This window comes from Kitasatospora sp. Ki12, from assembly GCF_054601375.1.
In genome coordinates, this window is sequence record NZ_BAAIHT010000001.1 from 3,830,355 (window position 1) to 3,849,295 (window position 18,941).

General features: G+C 73.9%; 16 protein-coding genes and 1 riboswitch. Of the genes, 12 read left to right on the forward strand and 4 right to left on the reverse strand.

All coding sequences use genetic code 11. The features are described 5' to 3' along the window. Window positions 1-235: 235 nt before the first annotated feature. From ACYP53_RS16955 to ACYP53_RS16975, 5 genes are all read left to right on the forward strand, one after another. Window positions 236-1,546, forward strand: coding sequence for an NYN domain-containing protein (locus ACYP53_RS16955; protein WP_189915430.1), 1,311 nt, complete (start codon window positions 236-238; stop codon window positions 1,544-1,546). 200 nt (window positions 1,547-1,746) lie between these two features. Beyond that, on the forward strand, window positions 1,747-2,784 hold the full coding sequence (locus ACYP53_RS16960; RefSeq protein WP_189915147.1) for a C40 family peptidase: 1,038 nt from the start codon (window positions 1,747-1,749) through the stop codon (window positions 2,782-2,784). 338 nt (window positions 2,785-3,122) lie between these two features. Next, window positions 3,123-3,276, forward strand: a riboswitch (cyclic di-AMP (ydaO/yuaA leader). A 10-nt stretch (window positions 3,277-3,286) separates the two neighbouring features. Beyond that, window positions 3,287-4,408 (forward strand): C40 family peptidase, encoded by a 1,122-nt coding sequence (locus tag ACYP53_RS16965; protein ID WP_459647864.1) that lies wholly within the window; start codon window positions 3,287-3,289, stop codon window positions 4,406-4,408. Between the two features lie 226 nt (window positions 4,409-4,634). Continuing rightward, complete coding sequence (locus tag ACYP53_RS16970) at window positions 4,635-5,681, forward strand: C40 family peptidase (protein ID WP_189915143.1); 1,047 nt, start codon at window positions 4,635-4,637, stop codon at window positions 5,679-5,681. An 83-nt stretch (window positions 5,682-5,764) separates the two neighbouring features. Next, window positions 5,765-6,880, forward strand: a complete 1,116-nt coding sequence (locus ACYP53_RS16975; RefSeq protein WP_459647865.1) for a hypothetical protein — start codon at window positions 5,765-5,767, stop codon at window positions 6,878-6,880. A gap of 17 nt (window positions 6,881-6,897) precedes the next feature. Here ACYP53_RS16975 and ACYP53_RS16980 read toward each other — a convergent pair whose 3' ends face one another. Then, a complete protein-coding gene (locus ACYP53_RS16980; protein WP_229928480.1) occupies window positions 6,898-8,259 on the reverse strand; it encodes a glycosyltransferase 87 family protein in 1,362 nt (453 codons plus the stop codon). A 215-nt stretch (window positions 8,260-8,474) separates the two neighbouring features. On the opposite strand from ACYP53_RS16980, the gene ACYP53_RS16985 reads away from it, so the two are divergent. Further along, the gene (locus ACYP53_RS16985; protein ID WP_459647866.1) at window positions 8,475-9,611 is read left to right on the forward strand and encodes a glycosyltransferase family 4 protein; all 1,137 of its coding nucleotides are present in this window, start codon (window positions 8,475-8,477) and stop codon (window positions 9,609-9,611) included. 98 nt (window positions 9,612-9,709) lie between these two features. Here the strand turns inward: ACYP53_RS16985 and ACYP53_RS16990 are convergent, their stop codons facing one another. After that, window positions 9,710-11,503 carry an AMP-dependent synthetase/ligase gene (locus ACYP53_RS16990; RefSeq protein WP_459647867.1) on the reverse strand — a complete coding sequence of 598 codons (1,794 nt, stop codon included), beginning with the start codon at window positions 11,501-11,503 and terminating at the stop codon, window positions 9,710-9,712. Between the two features lie 337 nt (window positions 11,504-11,840). Here ACYP53_RS16990 and ACYP53_RS16995 point away from each other — a divergent pair, with 337 nt between their 5' ends. From ACYP53_RS16995 to ACYP53_RS17015, 5 genes are all read left to right on the forward strand, one after another. Further along, complete coding sequence (locus ACYP53_RS16995; protein ID WP_189915135.1) at window positions 11,841-12,275, forward strand: SRPBCC family protein; 435 nt, start codon at window positions 11,841-11,843, stop codon at window positions 12,273-12,275. Window positions 12,276-12,298: 23 nt separating this feature from the next. Then, window positions 12,299-13,471 (forward strand): ArsA family ATPase, encoded by a 1,173-nt coding sequence (locus ACYP53_RS17000; protein ID WP_189915133.1) that lies wholly within the window; start codon window positions 12,299-12,301, stop codon window positions 13,469-13,471. A gap of 110 nt (window positions 13,472-13,581) precedes the next feature. Next, window positions 13,582-14,058 (forward strand): DUF5304 family protein, encoded by a 477-nt coding sequence (locus ACYP53_RS17005; protein WP_459647868.1) that lies wholly within the window; start codon window positions 13,582-13,584, stop codon window positions 14,056-14,058. Window positions 14,059-14,250: 192 nt separating this feature from the next. Continuing rightward, the gene (locus ACYP53_RS17010) at window positions 14,251-15,198 is read left to right on the forward strand and encodes an ROK family glucokinase (protein ID WP_189915132.1); all 948 of its coding nucleotides are present in this window, start codon (window positions 14,251-14,253) and stop codon (window positions 15,196-15,198) included. Window positions 15,199-15,499: 301 nt separating this feature from the next. Further along, window positions 15,500-16,270, forward strand: coding sequence for an endonuclease/exonuclease/phosphatase family protein (locus ACYP53_RS17015; RefSeq protein WP_459647869.1), 771 nt, complete (start codon window positions 15,500-15,502; stop codon window positions 16,268-16,270). On the opposite strand, the gene ACYP53_RS17020 is transcribed toward ACYP53_RS17015, so the two are convergent. Then, window positions 16,267-17,064 (reverse strand): hypothetical protein, encoded by a 798-nt coding sequence (locus tag ACYP53_RS17020; RefSeq protein WP_459647870.1) that lies wholly within the window; start codon window positions 17,062-17,064, stop codon window positions 16,267-16,269. The genes ACYP53_RS17015 and ACYP53_RS17020 overlap by 4 nt on opposite strands. Window positions 17,065-17,074: 10 nt before the next feature. After that, a complete protein-coding gene (locus ACYP53_RS17025) occupies window positions 17,075-17,869 on the reverse strand; it encodes an alpha/beta hydrolase (protein ID WP_189915122.1) in 795 nt (264 codons plus the stop codon). A 232-nt stretch (window positions 17,870-18,101) separates the two neighbouring features. Between ACYP53_RS17025 and ACYP53_RS17030 the strand changes: the two genes are divergently transcribed. After that, window positions 18,102-18,941, forward strand: coding sequence for a lysophospholipid acyltransferase family protein (locus ACYP53_RS17030; protein ID WP_459647871.1), 840 nt, complete (start codon window positions 18,102-18,104; stop codon window positions 18,939-18,941).

Genomic DNA, 18,941 nt, shown 5'->3' on the forward strand with positions numbered 1-18,941 from the left:
TACCCCGCCGGAGAACAGGATCGGAGCCGAGGACGTGGTGGACGCAGCGAAGGAGCCCGGCGAAGCGCAGGGGCTTCGGCCCGCTGCGCAGGCGCCGGAGGCCGGGACGGGCCCGGCGGGGAGCGCCGCGTCCGGAGCCGTCGGGTCCGAGGGCGCCGGGAGTGTCGAGGGTGCAGCGGAGGTCCCGGCCTCCGGGGACGTCGAGCACGCCGCCGGCTCCGAGCCGGAGCGGGTCGTGGAGAAGCTGGACCGGCCGCTGCCCGAGGGGGTGCGCCGGCGGGTGGTCGGGCTGGCCTCGGACGCGCTGGGCGGACTGCCGCCGGGCGAGCTCCCGCAGAGCCTGCGTCAGTACGTGAAGTTCACCCCCGCGCGGCGGGCCAAGTACGCGGCCACCGCGCTGGCGGCCGCGCTGGAGGCGGAGCCGGCGTTCCGGGTGCGGATAGCGGAGCGGCTGCGGCTGGGGCAGCCGGACCTGGTGCGGGCGCTGGAGTCGGGCAGTGTCCCGGGCGCCGCCGATCCGATGGACGTCGCGGCCGCGGCCTACCTGGTGCGCTCGGCGGGCTGGAGCCGGCTGGTCGCCGAGGCCGGCGAGGAGGCCGAGCGGGCCGGGGCCGAGGACGCGGTCGCGGAGGCGGCCCGGCTGGTGGAGAAGCTGCAGGCCGAGCTGGCCGAGGTGCGCTCCGCCGCGCGGGCGGACCTGGAGCGGCAGCGCGCGGAGTTCGAGGGCGTCCGGCGGGAGGCCGAGTCGCTGCGCAAGAAGGTGCGGTCGCTGGAGAGCGACACCCGCCGGGCGCAGGCCGAGACGCGCCGGGTGGTCGGGGAGCTGGAGGCCGTGAAGGCCCAGGGCGCGGCCGAGCGCGGCGCGGCCGAGACCGAGGCGCGGCGGCTCAGGCACCGGGTCTCCGAGCTGGAGAACGCGGCCGAGCAGGGCAAGCGGTCGGCCCGCGAGGGGCGCAGCGTCGAGGACATGCGGCTGCGGCTGCTGCTGGACACCGTGCTGCAGTCGGCCCAGGGGCTGCAGCGGGAGCTGGCGCTGCCGGTCTCCCAGATCCGCCCGGCGGACCTGGTGGAGGCGGTGGTGCCGGGGGCGGCCTCGCCGCACGACGTGGCGCGGCGCGGGCTGGCCGAGGACGACCCGGCGCTGCTGGACCAGCTGCTGGCGATCCCGCAGGTGCACCTGGTGGTGGACGGCTACAACGTGACCAAGACCGGCTATCCGACGCTGCCGCTGGAGCAGCAGCGGATCCGGCTGCTGGGCGGGCTGGCGATGCTGGCCCAGCGCACGCAGGCGGAGGTCACCTGTGTGTTCGACGGGCAGGACCTGGACGTCCCGGTGATCATGGCGCCGCCGCGCGGGGTCCGGGTGCGGTTCAGCCGGACCGGGGAGACGGCGGACGAGCTGATCCGCCGTCTGGTGCGGGCCGAGCCGCAGGGCCGTCCGGTGGTCGTGGTCTCGGCCGACCGGGAGGTCGCGGAGGGCGTGCGGAAGGCGGGCGCGCGCCCGGTGGCCTCGGTGCTGCTGCTGAACCGGCTGTCGCGGCCCTGAGTGCGGACCGGGCGGAATGCGGCCTGGTCAGCGTCGTTTCCGCGATGGTGTGCGGGTCCCGTGAAGTCAGTGTGGGAAACGGAGTTCACGCCTACGGGGGAGTAGCAAAACGGATAGATCTTCACTAGGGTCTGGCGTCAAACCTATTTTCCGGAATCTCATCAGATCAGGTGAGTCCGATGGAAGAAGGAGCTGCTCCCTTGGCCTCCCACCGCCGTCCGAAGCAGGCGAGCCGCGCCCGGGTCTCCGTGCTCACCGCTGCCGCTGCGACCGCGGTCGCCCTCTCCGCCCAGGTCGCCGCGCACGCCGCGCCGCAGCCGAACAAGACGGACGTCAAGGCGCAGATCGACCAGCTCCAGGAGGAGCAGGAGCAGGCGGCGGAGAAGTACAACGGCGCCAAGGAGCGGGCCGACCAGCTGCGCAAGCAGGCCGACCAGCTGCAGGACCAGGTGGCCCGGGGTCAGGAGCAGATGACCCAGCTCCAGGTCGGCCTGGCCGAGGTGGCGGGCGAGCAGTACCGCACCAACGGCATCGACCCGTCCGTCCAGCTGATGCTCTCCTCCGACCCGTCGGGCTACCTGGACAAGGCCTCCACCGTCCAGCAGGCCAGCACCACCCAGGCCGAGGCGCTCAAGTCGCTGCTGGACCAGCAGCGCCGGCTGGACCAGGAGAAGACCGAGGCGGCCGCCGTGCTGGCCTCGCTCGACACCACCACCAAGGACCTGAACCAGGCCAAGTCGGACGTCAACACCAAGCTGAAGGCCGCCCAGGACCTGCTGAACTCGCTCAGCGCCGCCGAGCGCAACGCCCTGAAGGCCCAGCAGGCGCAGGACGAGCGCGCCTCCCGCGGCAGCGAGCGGGTCGACCTGAGCAACCTGCCGCCGGCCAGCGGCTACGCGGCGGTGGCCCTCGCCAAGGCGATGAGCAAGCAGGGCTCGCCGTACGTGTGGGGCGCCACCGGTCCGAGCACCTTCGACTGCTCGGGCCTGATGGTCTGGGCGTACGGCCAGGCGGGCGTCTCGCTGCCGCGCACCTCCCAGGAGCAGGGCCACTACGGGACCCGGGTGCCCTCGATGGACCAGGCCCAGCCCGGCGACCTGGTGATCTACGGCGGCGACATGCACCACGTCGGGATGTACATCGGCAACGGCATGGTGGTCCACGCGCCGCACACCGGTGACGTCGTGAAGGTGATGAAGGCCGACGCGATGCCGATCAACACCATCCGCCGGGTCTGACGGCCCGACACGCCGAAGAGGACCCGTCCGGGCCCTGTGATCCGCGCCACCCTCCGACGGGGGTGGCGTTCGGGTTTTCGACCGCTTCGCGCTCAATGGGTGAGACCTGATCAGCCTTGCGTACGGCGGCGGTCACCAACGGTCATTTTCACAAAAGAACTTGGGTAATCTTCCGTCTTTTTTCTGACAAGGATTTGAACCGATCACGGTTCAGTTACTAGGGTCATGCTCCGAACCACCGCACTGTCGATCGCCCAGCCAGGGTGGCGGCGGTGGTTACCGCCGAGTTCGCGAGGCAGCGGGGCAGGACGAAGCGACTGCCCGACAGGGGAGCCCAGTGGTCGGGGGCGCTGCGCAGCGGAGCCGGGGAACCACGTTCCTCCGGGGTGAATCGGTGCCAGGTCGGCCGTTGCGACGGCCGTGAGGCGCCGTAGGGCATGCTTCCGGCCCGAACCCGTCAGCTCACCCGGTAGGCGGACGTAGGAAGAAGGAGTCCGCCTTCGTGGCGTCCCATCGTCGTCCCAAGCCAGCCGGCCGCGCCCGTGTCTCGATCCTGACCGGTGTCGCTGCCGCAGCCGTCGCCCTCTCCGCGCAGTCCGGCGCCCACGCCGACCCGCAGCCGACCAAGGACCAGGTCAAGGAGCAGGTCGACCAGCTCAACGAGCAGGCCGAGGTGGCGACCGAGCAGTACAACGCCGCCCAGGAGAAGCAGCAGGCCCTGGAGAAGCAGGTCGCCGGCCTGCAGGACCAGGTGGCCCGCCAGCAGGCCCAGGTGACCGACCTGCAGGGCGGCCTCGCCGAGATCGCCGGGGAGCAGTACCGCAACGGCGGCATATCCCCGACCGTCCAGCTGATGTTCTCGTCCAGCCCGGACACCTTCCTCACCCAGGCCGGTGCGCTGAACCAGGCCGGTGACACCCAGAAGAACCAGCTGAAGCAGCTCCAGGAGCAGCAGCGCAAGCTCGACCAGGACCGCTCCGAGGCCCAGGGCAAGCTCGCCGAGCTGGAGTCCACCACCACGCAGCTGAAGGCCTCCAAGGACGAGGTCCAGAACAAGCTGAAGGCGGCTCAGGACCTGCTCAACACCCTGACCGAGCAGGAGCGCCAGGCGCTGCGCGCGGCCGAGGAGAAGGCCGCCGCGGACGCCAAGGCCCAGGCCGACGCCGCGAAGGCCCAGCAGCAGGCCGCCGAGCGCGCCTCGCGCGACAACAGCCGCACCGACCTCGCGGCGCCCTCGTCCACACCGGTCGCCAAGCTGCCCGCCGCCGGCAGCTCGCGCGGTGCCGCCGCGCTGTCGGCCGCCGCCTCCAAGGTCGGCAGCCCGTACGTGTGGGGCGCCACCGGCCCGAGCTCCTTCGACTGCTCCGGCCTGATGGTCTGGGCGTTCAACCAGGTCGGCGTCTCGCTGCCGCGCACCTCGCAGGACCAGGCCCACGCCGGCACCCGGATCGGCACCGACCTGTCCCAGGCCCAGCCCGGCGACCTGCTGATCTTCTACACCGACGCCCACCACGTCGGCATCTACGCGGGCAACGGCCAGGTGCTGCACGCGCCCAAGCCGGGCGCCTCGGTCCGCTACGAGGCCGTCAGCAACATGCCGCTGTCCGGCATCGTGCGGGTCTGATCCCCGCTCCGCGCCTCCGGGCCCGGTCTTCCGTCACGGGAGGCCGGGCCTGCGGCTTTTCCGGCGGATCGGGCTGATGTCCGATTGCGGGTCAAATATTCGGGTCCGGAGGGGTTTGGACTCGCTTGCCCGGACTCGCTAACGTCTGCCACCGGACTCCCGCTCCACGGCCGCCCGCAGTGGTGCGGCGGCGGGGGCCGCGACGCCGGATTGGAGCCGCTGCAGCATGCCCGTGCACCGCCGTTCCCAACTGCTCGCCCGCGCGCTGGTGCTGACGGCGGCGGCGACCACCGCGCTGGGCGTGGCGACCGGCGGCAGCGCCCAGGCCGCCCCCGGCAGCCCCGACCCGGCCGACCGCAAGGACGTCAAGGCGCAGGTGGAACAGCTCTACGACGAGGCCGAGCAGGCGTCGGAGAAGTCCAACGCGGCGCAGGAGGCCCAGCGGCGGCTCCAGGGCGAGACCACGATCCTGCAGGGCGAGATCGCCGTCGCCCAGGACCAGCTCAACGAGTTGCGCGGCGACCTGGCGACCGTGGCCGGGGCCGAGTACCGCGGCGGCGGGATGACCCAGACCGCCCAGCTGATGCTCTCCCCCGACCCGGAGGGCTACCTCGCCCGCGCCCGCGCCCTGGGCCAGGCCACCGAGCGGCAGCGGGAGACGCTGCACGAGCTGGTCACCCGTCAGCGCCGGCTCGACCAGCGGCGCACCGAGGCGACCGGCAAGCTCGCCGAACTGGACGAGGCCCGCCGCTCGCTCGCCGACAGCAAGCAGCAGATCCAGCAGCGGCTGGCCAAGGCGCAGAAGCTGCTGAACGGCCTGGGGGCGGCCGAGCGGGTCCGGATGGTCGCCCAGGACGCCAGGGACGCAGAGCAGCGCGCCACCCGCGGCACCGACCGGCTGGACCTCGGCTCCACCCCGCCCGCCTCCGAGCGGGGGGCCGCCGCGCTGGCCGCCGCGGTGCGGATGGTCGGCTCGCCGTACGTCTACGGGGCCACCGGGCCGCGCGCGTTCGACTGCTCCGGTCTGATGTACTACAGCTGGCGGCAGGCCGGAGTGACCCTGCCGCGCACCTCGCAGGCCCAGGCGTCCGCCGGCCAGCGGATCAACATCTCCGACGCGCGACCGGGAGACCTGGTGATCTTCTACCGGGACATGCACCACGTCGGCATGTACGCCGGCGGCGGCGTGATCGTGCACGCCCCCTACCCGGGCGCCAGGGTCCGCTACGAGAGCGTCAACGCCATGCCGATCTCAGGGGTGGTCAGGCTCTGAGCTCGCCGCCGTCCGACCCCCGCGACCCCCACCCGATAGCCCGGCCCCGCCGCGCGCTGTCCCGGCGGGGTGCGCTGCTGCTCGTGGCCGGCGGGCTGGCCCAGCTGTCGCTGCCGCCGGCCGCCCCGGCGGCACCCGCCCGGCAGGCCGCCGACCGGCGCGCCGAGGTGGCCGCGGCGCTGGCGGAGCGGGCGGCCTCGCTGTCCTCCCGGTCGGGGCTGCCGGTGGCCGAGGCCGGGTACCGCGACCTGGTGCTCGCCGCCGGCGGCGGCCCGGACCGGCTGACCGCCGCGGCCGACCTGGCGGTCCGGATCGCCGGGTACGACGACCACCCCGTGGTGTACCCGCGGCGGATCGAGCTGGCCCGGGCGGCGGACGGCTGGCGGGTCGAGCGCGAGGAGAGCGCGAGCGGGCCGCCGGCGCTGTGGGACTTCGGCCCGGTGCGCGCGGCGCCGGGCGCGCGCTGCCTGGTGCTCGCCTCCGCCGACGGCCCCGACCCGGCCGGGCTGGTCGAGGTGGGGGACCGGGCGGTGCCCGCCGTCGAGGAGCTCTGGGGCGGCGGCCGGCCCGGCCGGCTGCTGCTCGAACTGCCCGCCACCGAGGAGCGGTTCGCCCGGTTGCTGGAGGGCGACCCGGCGAGCTGGACGGACATGGCGGCGGTCACCGTGGCGGCCCCCGGCGCGCCCCGGAACACCCCGGCGGACCGGGTGCTGGTCAACCCCGAGGCGTACGGGCGGCTCAGCGCCTTCGGCCGGCAGGTGGTCATCACCCACGAGGCCACCCACGTCGCGACCAGGGCCGACACCCGGGCCTGGACACCGCTCTGGCTCTCCGAGGGCGTCGCCGACTGGACGGCCTACCGCGACTCCGGCCGCGGCCCGCGGCAGATCGCCCCCGAGCTGGCCCGGGACGTCGCCGCCGGGAAGGCCCCCACCGAGCTGCCCGAGGACCGGGACTTCACCGCCGGCGCCCCCGGCATCGCCCAGGCCTACGAGCAGTCCTGGCTGGCCTGCGAGCTGATCGCCCGCCGCTACGGGCCGCAGCGGCTGATCGCCTTCTACCGGGCGGTCGGCGCCGACGACGGGCAGGGCGAGGACCGCGAGCGTCGTGCGGACCGGCTGCTCCGCGCCGAACTGGGCCTCGGCCTGGCCGAGTTCACCCGGCTCTGGCGGGAGGACGTGGCGGCGCTGAAGGACTGACTCTGGGCTGGGACGCGTCAGCGCCGCTGCTCGGCGGGCGCGCCGCCCGGGTGGTCGATGCCGTCCAGCAGGTCCTGCTCGTACGCGATGCCGGGGCGGACCGGGTAGCCGGCGGTGGGTTCGCGGTCCAGCACCACGGTCGGCGGCAGCGGCGCCTCGCCGCGGCTGGAGCGCCACAGCCGGACGCAGGAGAGCACGGCGGCGGCCAGCAGCAGCAGGTTGCGCGCGGCCAGGACGGCGATCGCGCCCGGGTCGCTGGCCAGGACCTGGGTGAACATCGTCGGGAACTCGACCAGCGTCAGCGGGCAGGCGAGCAGGATCAGCAGGGCCACCGGCCGCTGGCTGCTGCCGCGCACCGTCAGGCAGACCGCCGCGACGCCGACCAGCCAGACCAGGTACTGCGGGCTGATCACCCGGCTGGTCACCACGAAGATCAGCAGCGCGCACAGCGCCGCGTCGTACATGGTGGCCGCGTTGCGGCGCTTGGAGGTGAAGCGCCAGAACAGCAGCCAGAGGAAGCCCAGCACGGTGCCGGCCATCATCACCTTGCTGATCACGCCGACCCACGGCCCGAGCATCTCGGGGGAGCCGTAGTTCATGGTGACCCTGCCGTCCCAGCCCCCGGCGATCCGGGCCAGGTGCAGCGGCAGCGCGCCGACCGACTCGACCTCGATGCCGCGGTCCTTCTGGAAGGCCAGGAAGTCGAAGGCGCCGTTCATGCCCGCCGCGAGCAGGAAGCCGATCGAGACGGCGGTGGCCCCCGCGAGCGTCCAGGAACGGCGGGTGCGGCGGCCGGAGGGGGTGCCGATCAGGCCGAGCAGCGGCCAGACCTTGACGATGCCGCCCAGGCCCAGCAGCAGCCCGCCGACGGCCGGCCGGCGGATCAGCGCCAGCAGCCCGGCCAGCGCGACCGCGGTGACGATGACGTCGAAGCGGTTGTAGATCATCGGACCGAGCAGCGGGACGCCCACCACCCACATCCAGGCGCCGGTCAGCGCCCGGCCCCGGCGCAGGCCGGTGCGGACCAGCAGCGCGGCCGCGGCGGCGTCGGCGATCCCGCAGATCACCCAGAACGAGACCAGGTACGACCAGGGCAGCAGGCCCGGCAGCAGGATCACCAGGGCGGCGCCCGGCGGGTACTGCCAGGTCACGTCGTCGAACGGGAAGGTGCCGGTCTGCAGCACGCCGTACCAGGCGTGGTAGATCATCCACACGTCGGCGGTGACGTCGCCGCCGGGCGACTTCAGCACACCGGTGATCAGCAGCACCAGCAGCGTCCGGGTGGCCACCCAGGTCGCGCCGAGAGCGGCGAGCGCCCCGAGCGGGCGGCCGAGCCGGCCGCGCGAAGAACCGGGCTCGGTGGCCGGGGCCAATTCCACTGCGCTCCCTCGTTCGTCTCGTACGTCCCCACCGGAGGCGTCGTACCGACGGACGCCCGGGCCACGCGCTGTCGCGGCCTAGGTACTAGGACTGACCCGGGGGTCAAACGGTTGCCGTGTGCGCTTCCGTTCCCGGTGGGTCATGGTGTTGACCTATCGTACGGATCACCCAGCGGTACACCGAGCACCCCCCCGACCGAGCGAGCCGTGGCCTGATGCACAGAACCTTGATCGTCACCAATGACTTCCCGCCCCGACCGGGCGGCATCCAGGCCTTCGTGCACAACATGGCCGTCCGTCAGCCCGCCGGAAGCGTCGTGGTGTACGCCTCGACCTGGCGGGACGGCAGCGAGGTGCGGAGCTTCGACGCCGAGCAGCCGTTCCCGGTGATCCGGGACCGGACGAAGGTGATGGTTCCCACACCCCGGGTCACCCGGCGGGCCGCCGAGATCCTGCGCGCCGAACGGTGCGACTCGGTCTGGTTCGGCGCCGCCGCCCCGCTCGGCCTGATGGCGCCCACGCTGCGCCGGGCCGGGGCCGGGCGGCTGCTCGGCATGACGCACGGGCACGAGGCCGCCTGGGCCCAGCTGCCGGTCTCCCGGCAGCTGCTGCGCCGGATCGGCGCGGGCACCGACGTGCTGACCTACCTGGGCGAGTACACCCGCTCCCGGATCGCCGCCGCGGTCGGGCCGGAGGCCGCGGCCCGGATGGTCCAGCTGCCGCCGGGCGTGGACGAGACGGCCTTCCACCCCGGCTCCGGGGGCGCCGAGGTGCGCCGCCGGCTCGGGCTGGCGGACCGGCCGGTGGTGGTCTGCGTCTCCCGGCTGGTGCCGCGCAAGGGCCAGGACACCCTGATCGAGGCGATGCCGCAGATCCTGGCCGACGTGCCGGACGCGGTGCTGCTGATCGTCGGCGGCGGCCCGTACCGGGCGGACCTGGAGAAGCTGGCGGACACCACGGGCGTACGGGACTCGGTGCGGTTCACCGGCTCGGTGCCGTGGGAGGAACTGCCCGCCCACTACGGCGCCGGGGACGTCTTCGCGATGCCCTGCCGGACCAGGCGCGGGGGGCTGGACGTCGAGGGCCTGGGCATCGTCTACCTGGAGGCCTCGGCGACCGGCCTGCCGGTGGTCGCGGGGGACTCCGGGGGCGCCCCGGACGCCGTGCTGGAGGGCGAGACCGGGTACGTGGTGCCCGGCGGCTCGGCCCCGGCGGCGGCCGAGCGGATCGTCCGGCTGCTGCGCGACGAGGAGCTGCGCCGGCGGATGGGCGAGGCCGGGCGGCGCTGGGTGGAGCGCTCCTGGCGCTGGGACCTGCTGGCCGGGCGGCTGACCTCGCTGCTGGCCGGGTAGCACGACGCCGGCACGGCCCCCGGCCGCTGCCGGGACGACGCCGGGCCCGCCCCCTTCCTGGAGGGGCGGGCCCGGCGTCTTGTCGTCCCGGGGACGGCTCACTTCGTGTAGAGCGCCTCGATGTCGGCCGCGTAGTCCTTCAGCACGACGTTGCGCTTGAGCTTCAGCGAGGGCGTCAGGTGGCCGCTCTCCTCGGAGAACTCGGTGTCCAGCAGGCGGAACTTCTTGACCGCCTCGGCGTGCGAGACGGCCGCGTTGCCCTCGTCCACCGCGCCCTGCAGGGCGGCCAGCAGGTCCGGGTCCTCGGCCAGGTCGGCGACGGTGGCGTCGGCGGGCTTGCCGTTGAACTCCTTCCACTTCGGGAAGAAGTCCGGGTCGACGGTGATCAGGCAGGCGATGAAGGGCTTGCGGTCGCCGACCACCATGACCTCGCCGACCAGGGCGTGGGCCCGGATCCGGTCCTCGATCACGGCCGGGGCGACGTTCTTGCCGCCGGCCGTGACGATGATCTCCTTCTTGCGGCCGGTGATGGTCAGGTAGCCCTCGGAGTCCAGCGAGCCGATGTCGCCGCTGGCCATCCAGCCGTCCTTGAGCGTGTCGGCGGTGGCCTGCGGGTTGTTCCAGTAGCCGGTGAAGACGTGCGGGCCCTTGAAGAAGACCTCGCCGTCCTCGGCGACCCGGACGGAGGCGCCCGGGACGGGCTGGCCGACCGTGCCGATCTTCGGCTTGTCCCACGGGTTGAAGGTGGTGGCCGCGCAGGTCTCGGTCAGGCCGTAGCCCTCCAGGACGGTGAAGCCGATGCCCCGGTAGAAGTGGCCCAGCCGCTCGCCGAGCGGGGCGCCGCCGGAGATGGCGTGGGTGGCCCGGCCGCCGAGGGCGGCGCGCAGCTTGCTGTAGACCAGCTTGTCGAAGACCGCGTGCTTGAGCCGCAGCACCAGGCCCGCGCCGCCGGCGTCCAGCGCCCGGCTGTAGGCGATCGCGGTCTCGGCGGCCTTGTCGAAGATCTTGCCCTTGCCGTCGGCCTGGGCCTTGGCGCGGGCGGTGTTGTAGACCTTCTCGAAGACTCTCGGCACGCCCAGGATCAGGGTCGGCTTGAAGGCCGCCAGCTCGGCGGTGACGTCCTTGATGTCGGAGACGTGACCGAGCTTGATCGGGGCCATCGCCGGGGCGATCTCGGCGATCCGGCCGAGTACGTGGGCCAGCGGCAGGAAGAGCAGCACGGAGCTCTCGCCGGTGCGGAACAGCGGGGCGAGGCGCTCGACGACGTTGCCGCACTCGGCGAGGAAGTTGCCGTGCGTCAGCTGACAGCCCTTCGGGCGGCCGGTGGTGCCCGAGGTGTAGACGATCGTCGCGATCGAGTCGGAGCCGGCGCTCCGGCGGTGCTCGGTGACGGTCGCGTCGGAGACCTCGCGGCCGGCCTCGGCCAGCGCGGCGACCCCGCCCCGCTCGATCTGCCAGGTGTGCTTCAGCTCCGGCAGGCGGTCGCGGACCTCCTCGACCACGTCGCGGTGCTGGTCGGTCTCGGTGAGCACGGCGACCGCGCCGGAGTCACCCAGGATCCACTCCACCTGCTCGGGGGAGGAGGTCTCGTACACCGGCACGGTGACGGCACCGGCCGACCAGATCGCGAAGTCCAGCAGCGTCCACTCGTAGCGGGTGCGGGACATGATGCCCACGCGGTCGCCGGGACGGATCCCGGTGGCGATCAGACCCTTCGCGGCGGCCTGCACCTCGACCAGGAACTGGGCGGCGGTCAACTCCTGCCACCGGCCGTCCACCTTGCGGCTGAGCACCACGACGTCCGGGTGCCGCTCGGCGTTCTGGTGCACGAGGTCGGAGAGGTTACCGCCGCTCGGTACCTGGTAGAGGGCCGGAAGGCTGAAGTCGAGCAAGACTGCTCCTCGTTCGCGACGCTGCGGGACGGCAGGACGTTACTGCCCGGTAGGCGGCTTCGACCAGGGGGGTCGGCCCCGGTGTTCGAAGTGTCACACCCGGCCGGGTCCGACCAGGCCGTGACCGGGTCGTTCGAATGGCACCCTACGACAGCCCGTAGGTGACCGGTCGGTAGCATGCGGTGACCCGCCTGCCCGACGCCCGCTTCCGGGTCCACCGGGCCTGGCCCGCGCCGTCGATCCGATCTCCGGTCGCGATAGCCTGCCCCGGGCGGGACGGGCCGAGCGCGCCCCGGCCGGGACCGGCAGGCAGAGGGACGACGCGGAGGGCCATTCCATGGCGGAGCACACCAGGTCGAGCATCACCATCGACGCGACCCCGGCCACGGTCATGGCCGTGATCGCCGACTTCGCCGCCTACCCGGCCTGGACCGGTGAGGTCAAGGAGATCGAGGTCCTGGAGACCGGCGAGGACGGCCGCGCCGCCCAGGTCCGGCTGCTCCTCGACGCCGGCGCCATCCGCGACGAGCACGTCCTCGCCTACACCTGGGACGGCGACCGCGAGGTCGGCTGGACCCTCGTGCGCAGCCAGATGCTCCGCTCGCTCGACGGCACCTACACCCTCGCCCCGCTGTCCGGCGGCCGCACCGAGGTCACCTACCAGCTGGCCGTGGACGTCAAGATCCCGATGCTCGGCATGATCAAGCGCAAGGCCGAGAAGGTCATCATCGACCGCGCCCTCGCCGGACTGAAGAAGCGCGTCGAGGGCTGACGCGCGGAACGGGGGCCGACGGCATGACGGCGACACGCACCATCCTGGTCAGCGGCGACGCGGGCGCGCCCGCGGTGGCCGCCGCCACCGCCCTGCACGCCGCCCGGCGCGGCCACCGCACCTGGCTGCTGGCGGCCGACGATCCGCACCGCGCACTGGACTCCGCCCTCGGCACCCGGCTGGAGCCCGAACCGCTCCACTACGCACCGGGCCTGACCGTCTCCCGGATCGACGAGCAGGCCGCTTTCCGCTACGCCGTCGGCGAGCTCACCACCCGGCTCAAGCCCGCCCTCGACCTGCTCGGCGCCGAACAGCTCGACCCCGAGGAGCTCACCGCCCTCCCCGGCATCGCCCGGCTCGCCCTGCTGCGCGCGCTGCCCGCCGCCGACCAGGACGTCCTGGTCGTGCTCGCCCCGCCGCCCGCCGAACTGATCGCGAGCCTCGCCCTGCCCGAGCAGCTCGCCCGCTACCTGGACCGGCTCGTCCCCGAGCAGCGGCAGGCCGCCCGGGCACTGCGACCGCTGCTGGCCGGACTGGCCGGCGTCCCGATGCCCGCCGACTGGCTGTACGAGGGACGCGGCAAGGCCGCCGCGGCGCTCGCCGAGTCCCAGGCCGCGATCACCGACCCCGGCACCAGCGTCCGCCTGGTCGTCCCGGCCGACGGCCACCCGTTCGAGGAGCTGCGCCGGATCCGGGCCGGGCTCGCGCTGTACGGGCACCGGCCGGATGCCGTGGTCGTGCACGGCGCGCTGCCCGAGGCCGCCCTCTCCTCACCCGACCCCTGGCTGGCCGCCCTGGCCCGCCGCCGGCAGGAGGAACTGGCCGCCCTCGCCGCCGGGACCGACGCCCCCGTCCTGGTCGCCGGCCTGGCCGACGCCACCCTGGAAGCCGTCGCCGACCGGCTGTACGGGGACGGCCCCGGGCCCGAGCGGCCGGCCCCCGCGCCCTGGACGGTCGAGGACCGGCTCGCCGCGGACGGCCTGCTGGTCTGGCACCTCGGCCTGCCCGGCGCCGACCGGGCCGAGCTGGACCTCGTCCGCCGCGGCGACGACCTGGTGGTCGGCATCGGCGCCCACCGCCGGGTGCTCCCGCTGCCCTCCGCGCTGCGCCGCTGCACCGTGGCCGGCGCGGGGCTGCTGGACGGCGTGCTGTCGGTGCGGTTCGCACCCGACCCCGCGCTCTGGCCGCGGGGCTGACGGGCCGTCCGGCCTCCCCGGCCGGCGACCGAGGACGGGCCCCGCGGGCGGTCGGGTAGCGTCGGGCCGGAGGGCCGCGGGGTGCGGCCACGGTTGAGGAGGCGCCCGCGATGACCAGCACCGACGACCGCACCGAGCCCGTCGACGACCGCGCTGAGCCCGTCGGGGGCCGTACCGAGGCTGACGGGGACCGGGCTGAGCCCGGCCAGGACCGGGTTGCGGCGGACGACCGCGTCGGGGCCGGCGGGCCGGGGGAGGCCCAGGCCCATCCGTTCGGGCCGGAGCTGGGCCCGCTGGTGGACGAGGTGCGCCGGTTCGCCGGTGCGCTCGGCGAGAAGGCCCAGGAGGCCGGCGCCACCACCCTGATCGGCCTCTCCGGGCTGGCCGACCGCCTCCGCACGCAGCAGCCGGAGGTCTACACCCACCTCGCCGCCGCCGGTTCCGGCATCGCCGCCGCGGGCGCCGAGCTGCTGGCCGCCTACCGCGCCGCCGTGGCCGGGCACGAGAGCCGCTGGACCGCCGGGCAGGGCGCGGACACCGAGAAGATCGACCTCGACGGGCCTGACGAGCCGTCCGCCAAGCAGTGAAACCGTAACTTTCGGAGGGTGATCGCGTTGCTCTCGTGCGTGACGAAGCGGGCGATTAGATACGACTTTTGAAGTGTCTCGGCCCTGATCGCCCAGAATTGTCTTCGGATAATGTATGCGAGGGTGGTGACGGGGACAGGGTTGGGCGGTACGGTTCCGTCCAGCGGGAACGAGTGAATAGCTGAGGCACACATGGCTCTGACCATCGGCGTCGATGTCGGCGGGACCAAGATCGCGGCAGGCGTGGTCGACGAGGCGGGCGCGATCCTGGCCCGGACCAGGGTCCCCACCCCGGCCGACCCGCAGTGGGCGGTCGACGCCATCGCGCAGGCCGTCCGCGAGCTCAAGGAGCAGCACCCCGGCGTCACCGCGGTCGGCGTCGGAGCCCCCGGCTTCGTCGACAGCAACCGTTCCACGGTGATCTTCGCGCCCAACATCGACTGGGAGAACGAGCCGCTGCGCGGGCGGATCGAGGAACTCACCGGCCTGTCCACGGTCGTCGAGAACGACGCCAACTGCGCCGCCTGGGCCGAGTTCCGCTTCGGCGCGGCCGCCGACCATCAGGACATGGTGCTGATCACCGTCGGCACCGGCATCGGCGGCGGCATCGTCCTGGAAGGCCGGCTGCACCGCGGCCGCTTCGGCGTGGCCGGCGAGATCGGCCACCTCAACATGGTCCCGGACGGCCTGCAGTGCGGCTGCGGCGGCAAGGGCTGCTGGGAGCAGTACGGCTCCGGACGCGCGCTGCGCCGCTACGGCCGGGAGAAGGCCGCGGCCGACCCGGTGCGCGGCAAGCGGATGCTGGACCTCAACGACGGTGTCGCCGAGACCATCCGCGGCATCCACATCACCGAGGCCGCCGAGGCGGGCGACCCGCTCGCCCTGGAGTGCTACTCCGAACTGGCCGACTGGCTGGGCCGCGGCATGGCCGACCTCGCCGCGCTGTTCGACCCGGGCGTCTTCGTGCTCGGTGGCGGCGTCTCCGACTCCGGACGGCTGCTGCTCGACCCGGTCGCCAAGGCCTTCGAGCACTACCTGACCGGCGGCGTGCACCGCCCCCGCGCCGAGGTCGTCCTGGCCTCGATGGGCTCCGCCGCCGGCATCGTCGGCGCCGCGGACCTCGCCCGCATCCCCGCGTAGCCGTTACTCCCCCTTCGCCTCCGGGACGCTCTGACCCGGTGCCGACGGTCGGCGCTCCAAGGCCCTTCGTCCCTCGGGCCTCCTCGCTTCTTCCTTTCGGCACCGGCGCGTCCCTTCGGCTCAGGCGGGGCTCCCGCTTCGCCTCCGGGGAACACCCCTTCCCTCTTCCCAGCCCGCCGGCGGCGGTGCGACCGGGCCCCGACCAATCCCGGACGCACCGCCGCCGTCGCACGTCCCGGCGCCGCCGCGTACGGTCGGAGCCAGTGCCGACGCCACCGGCGACGACGTACCGGGGAGGACCATGACCGCCGCGACCGAGACCGCCGCCCCTGTCGGGCCGTTGCCGCCCGCGGGCCCGCGCCGGCTGCGCCTGCTCAGCTACAACATCCGCTCGCTGCGGGACGACCGGCGGGCGCTGGCCCGGGTCGTCCGGGCCTGTGCGCCCGACCTGGTCTGCGTCCAGGAGTCGCCGCGCTACTGGCGTCCCGAGGGCCAGGCCGGGTGGCTGGCCCGGCAGACCGGGACGGTCGTGCTGGCCGGTGGCGGCCGCACCGCCGCCGGGCCGCTGCTGCTCGGCCGGCCCGGCGCGGCGGAGGTGCTGGGCGTGCGCGACCGGCTGCTGCCCAAGACCCGCGGCCTGCACGCCCGGGGCTTCGCCACCGCGCTGCTGCGGTTGCCCGGCACGGCGCCCTTCACCCTCACCAGCTGCCACCTCAGCCTGGACCCCGAGGAGCGGTACGGGCAGTTCGAGCTGCTGCTGGACCAGCTGGGGATCGCCGAACACGGCGTCGTGGCAGGGGACTTCAACGAGCACCCGGACGGGCCAGGCTGGCAGCTGCTGGCCTCCCGGCTGCAGGACGGGTACCCGACCGCGCCCTGGGGCGGCGAGTTCACGTCCGTACCGGAGCGCCCCTACCAGCGGATCGACGCCGTCTTCGCCACGCCCGGGGTCGCCGTCCTCGGCTGCGGGGTGCCGCACGGACTGCCCGGCGTCACCGAGGCCGACCTGCGGGCCGCGACCGACCACCTGCCGGTGCTCGCGGTGCTGGAGCTGCCGGTAGGCAGGCCCTAGACCACCGCGCCGTTGTGCGGGTCCTCCGGCTCGTCCTCGTCGCGGTCCCGCATCCGGGCCACCAGGGTGACGAAGCCGCCGAGGAAGGCGGTGATCCCGACCCAGGCGGGCCAGCCGGAGATCTCCCGCCAGACCACCGCGTCGACCAGCAGCAGCGCGGGCCCGCCGAGCACGGCCAGCCAGGCGAACTTGGCGGTCACGTCGGCGGCGGGCAGCGGCGGGGGCTCCGGCGGGACGTAGTGGTCCTCGTCGGTCTCCTCGGCCAGCTCGAAGTCGCGCGGACCGGAGGTGGCGGCGGGCAGCACCGGGCGGCCGGAGCGGGGGCGGGGCTGCGGGGCGAGGTCGGCGAGGCCGTCCTGCTCGCCGCCGCCTCCGGTGCCGTCCTTGTAGCCGCCCTTGAGCTCGTTCGGGGCGCGGAGGTTCTCGACCTCGGGCCAGTTGGGGTTGTTGAGGTCGACCGGATCGTCGAACTGGGCGACCAGGGCGGCGAAGATCTCGTCCTGCTCGGCCTGGCTGCGCTCGGGCGCGCGGCGGGGCCGGGCGGCCTCGGCGGGGGCCTCCGGTGCGGTGACCTCCTCGGTGACGTCGGCGACGTCGTTCGCGGGCGCCGGCGTCACGCCGTCGTCGGCGCCGCCGCGCCCGGTCGGCGCACCGCTCGGGGCGGCGGGCTCCTTCGCCCCGCCGTCCTTCGCCCCACCGTCCTTTGCCTCGCCGTTCTTCGTCGCACTGTCCTTCGTCGCGCCGTCCTCGCGGGGAGCCTCGTCCCCGCCGCCCGCCGTGCTGCTCTCGTGCACTTCCGGCCCTTCAGCCATGGTGATCGTCGGATTCGACCCGGGTTGCGCCCGCCGCGTGCGCGGGGGCCAGCCGTCGGATGAAGTCCTGGCTGGCCGCGAATATTTCCGCCGCGTCGTGGTCCAGCGTCGCGACGTGGAAGCTGCGCTGGCACAGCCGTTCCGTCACGTCGGTCGAGGATATCCGGGCCAGCACCAGTTCCGAGTTGGCCGGGGAGACGACGTGGTCCTGCGGGCTGTGGAAGAGCAGGACCGGCTGGGTCACCTCCGGCAGGCGGTGCTGGACCTCCTGCCACAGCCGGCTCAGCGACCAGGCGGCGTGCAGCGGTGTCCGGTCGTAGCCGAGCTCGGTCGCACCGGGCTTGGCGATGTCGTTCGCGATCCCGGGCAGGCTGGGGACGAGGTGGCGCAGCACCGGAAGCAGCACACTCGCGGGGGTGTCCGAGCGGACCGACGGGTTGACCAGGACCAGCCCGGACACCGTCGGGCCGTGCACCGCGGCGAGCCGCAGGGCCAGCGCGCCGCCCATCGACAGCGCGCAGACGAAGACCTGCTCGCACTCGTCGGCGAGGGCCAGCAGTTCGCGCTCGACCTCCGCGTACCAGTCCTCCCAACGGGTGAGCTGCATGTCCTGCCAGCGGGTGCCGTGCCCGGGCAGCAGCGGCAGCGCGACGGTGAACCCGGCGGCCGCCAGCTCCTCGGCCCACGGCCGCAGCGACTGCGGCGACCCGGTGAAGCCGTGGCAGAGCAGCACCCCCACCGGTCCGCCGCGGTGGCGGTACGGTTCGGCACCGGGCAGCAGCGGCATGGCGGACTCCTTCGCGGGCGGATGGCGCTGGGGGAGGGGACGCTGGGGGTGGAGCTGTGGGAATTCGCATCGTCCCACGCCCCGCGCCGGGTCGTACACCCCCTTCGACGGGGCCGGACGGCGGCTTCGGCGGGCCCTCGGACCGGGCCGGACGACGGCTTCGGCGGGGCCGGGCACAGCCGGGGGCCGCGGGGCATTAGGATCGACCGGTCCGCATAACAGGAGGCCCGGGTTGTTCTACCGACTGATGAAGATGATCGTCGCGCCACTGCTTCGGATCTTCTTCCGGCCGTGGATCGAGGGTGAGGAGAACATCCCCACCGAGGGTGCGGCGATCATCGCGAGCAACCACCTGTCCTTCTCGGACTCGTTCTTCTTCCCCGCGCTGATCAAGCGCCGGGTGACCTTCATCGCGAAGGCCGAGTACTTCAACACCCCGGGCCTCAAGGGCCGGTTGACCGCCGCCTTCTTCAAGGGCGTCGGCCAGCTGCCGGTGGACCGCTCGGGCGTGCGCGGCGCCGGCGAGGCCGCGATCCGCAGTGCCATCGCGGTGCTGGACCGCGGCGAGCTGTTCGGCGTCTACCCCGAGGGCACCCGCTCGCCCGACGGCAAGCTGTACCGCGGCAAGGTCGGCGGTCTGGCCCGCGTCGCGCTCGCCACCGGCGCGCCGGTGATCCCGGTCGCCATGATCGACACCGAGAAGGTGCAGCCGCCCGGCCAGGTGGTCCCGAACTTCGGCATCCGCCCCGGCATCCGGATCGGCCGCCCGCTGGACTTCTCCCGCTACCACGGCATGGAGAACGACCGCTTCATCCTCCGTTCGGTGACGGACGAGGTGATGTACGAGATCATGCGGCTCTCCGGCCAGGAGTACGTCGACATCTACGCGACCGCCGCCAAGCGGCAGATCGCCGACGACAAGAAGAAGGCCGACGCCGAGCGCCGCGCGGCGGCCAAGGCGGAGAAGGCGGAGGCCGCCGAGGCCGAGAAGGCGGAGAAGGCCGCGGAGGCGGACAAGGCCGCCGAGGCGGAGAAGGCCGCGGAGACGGACAAGGAGACCGGGTCGTCCTGA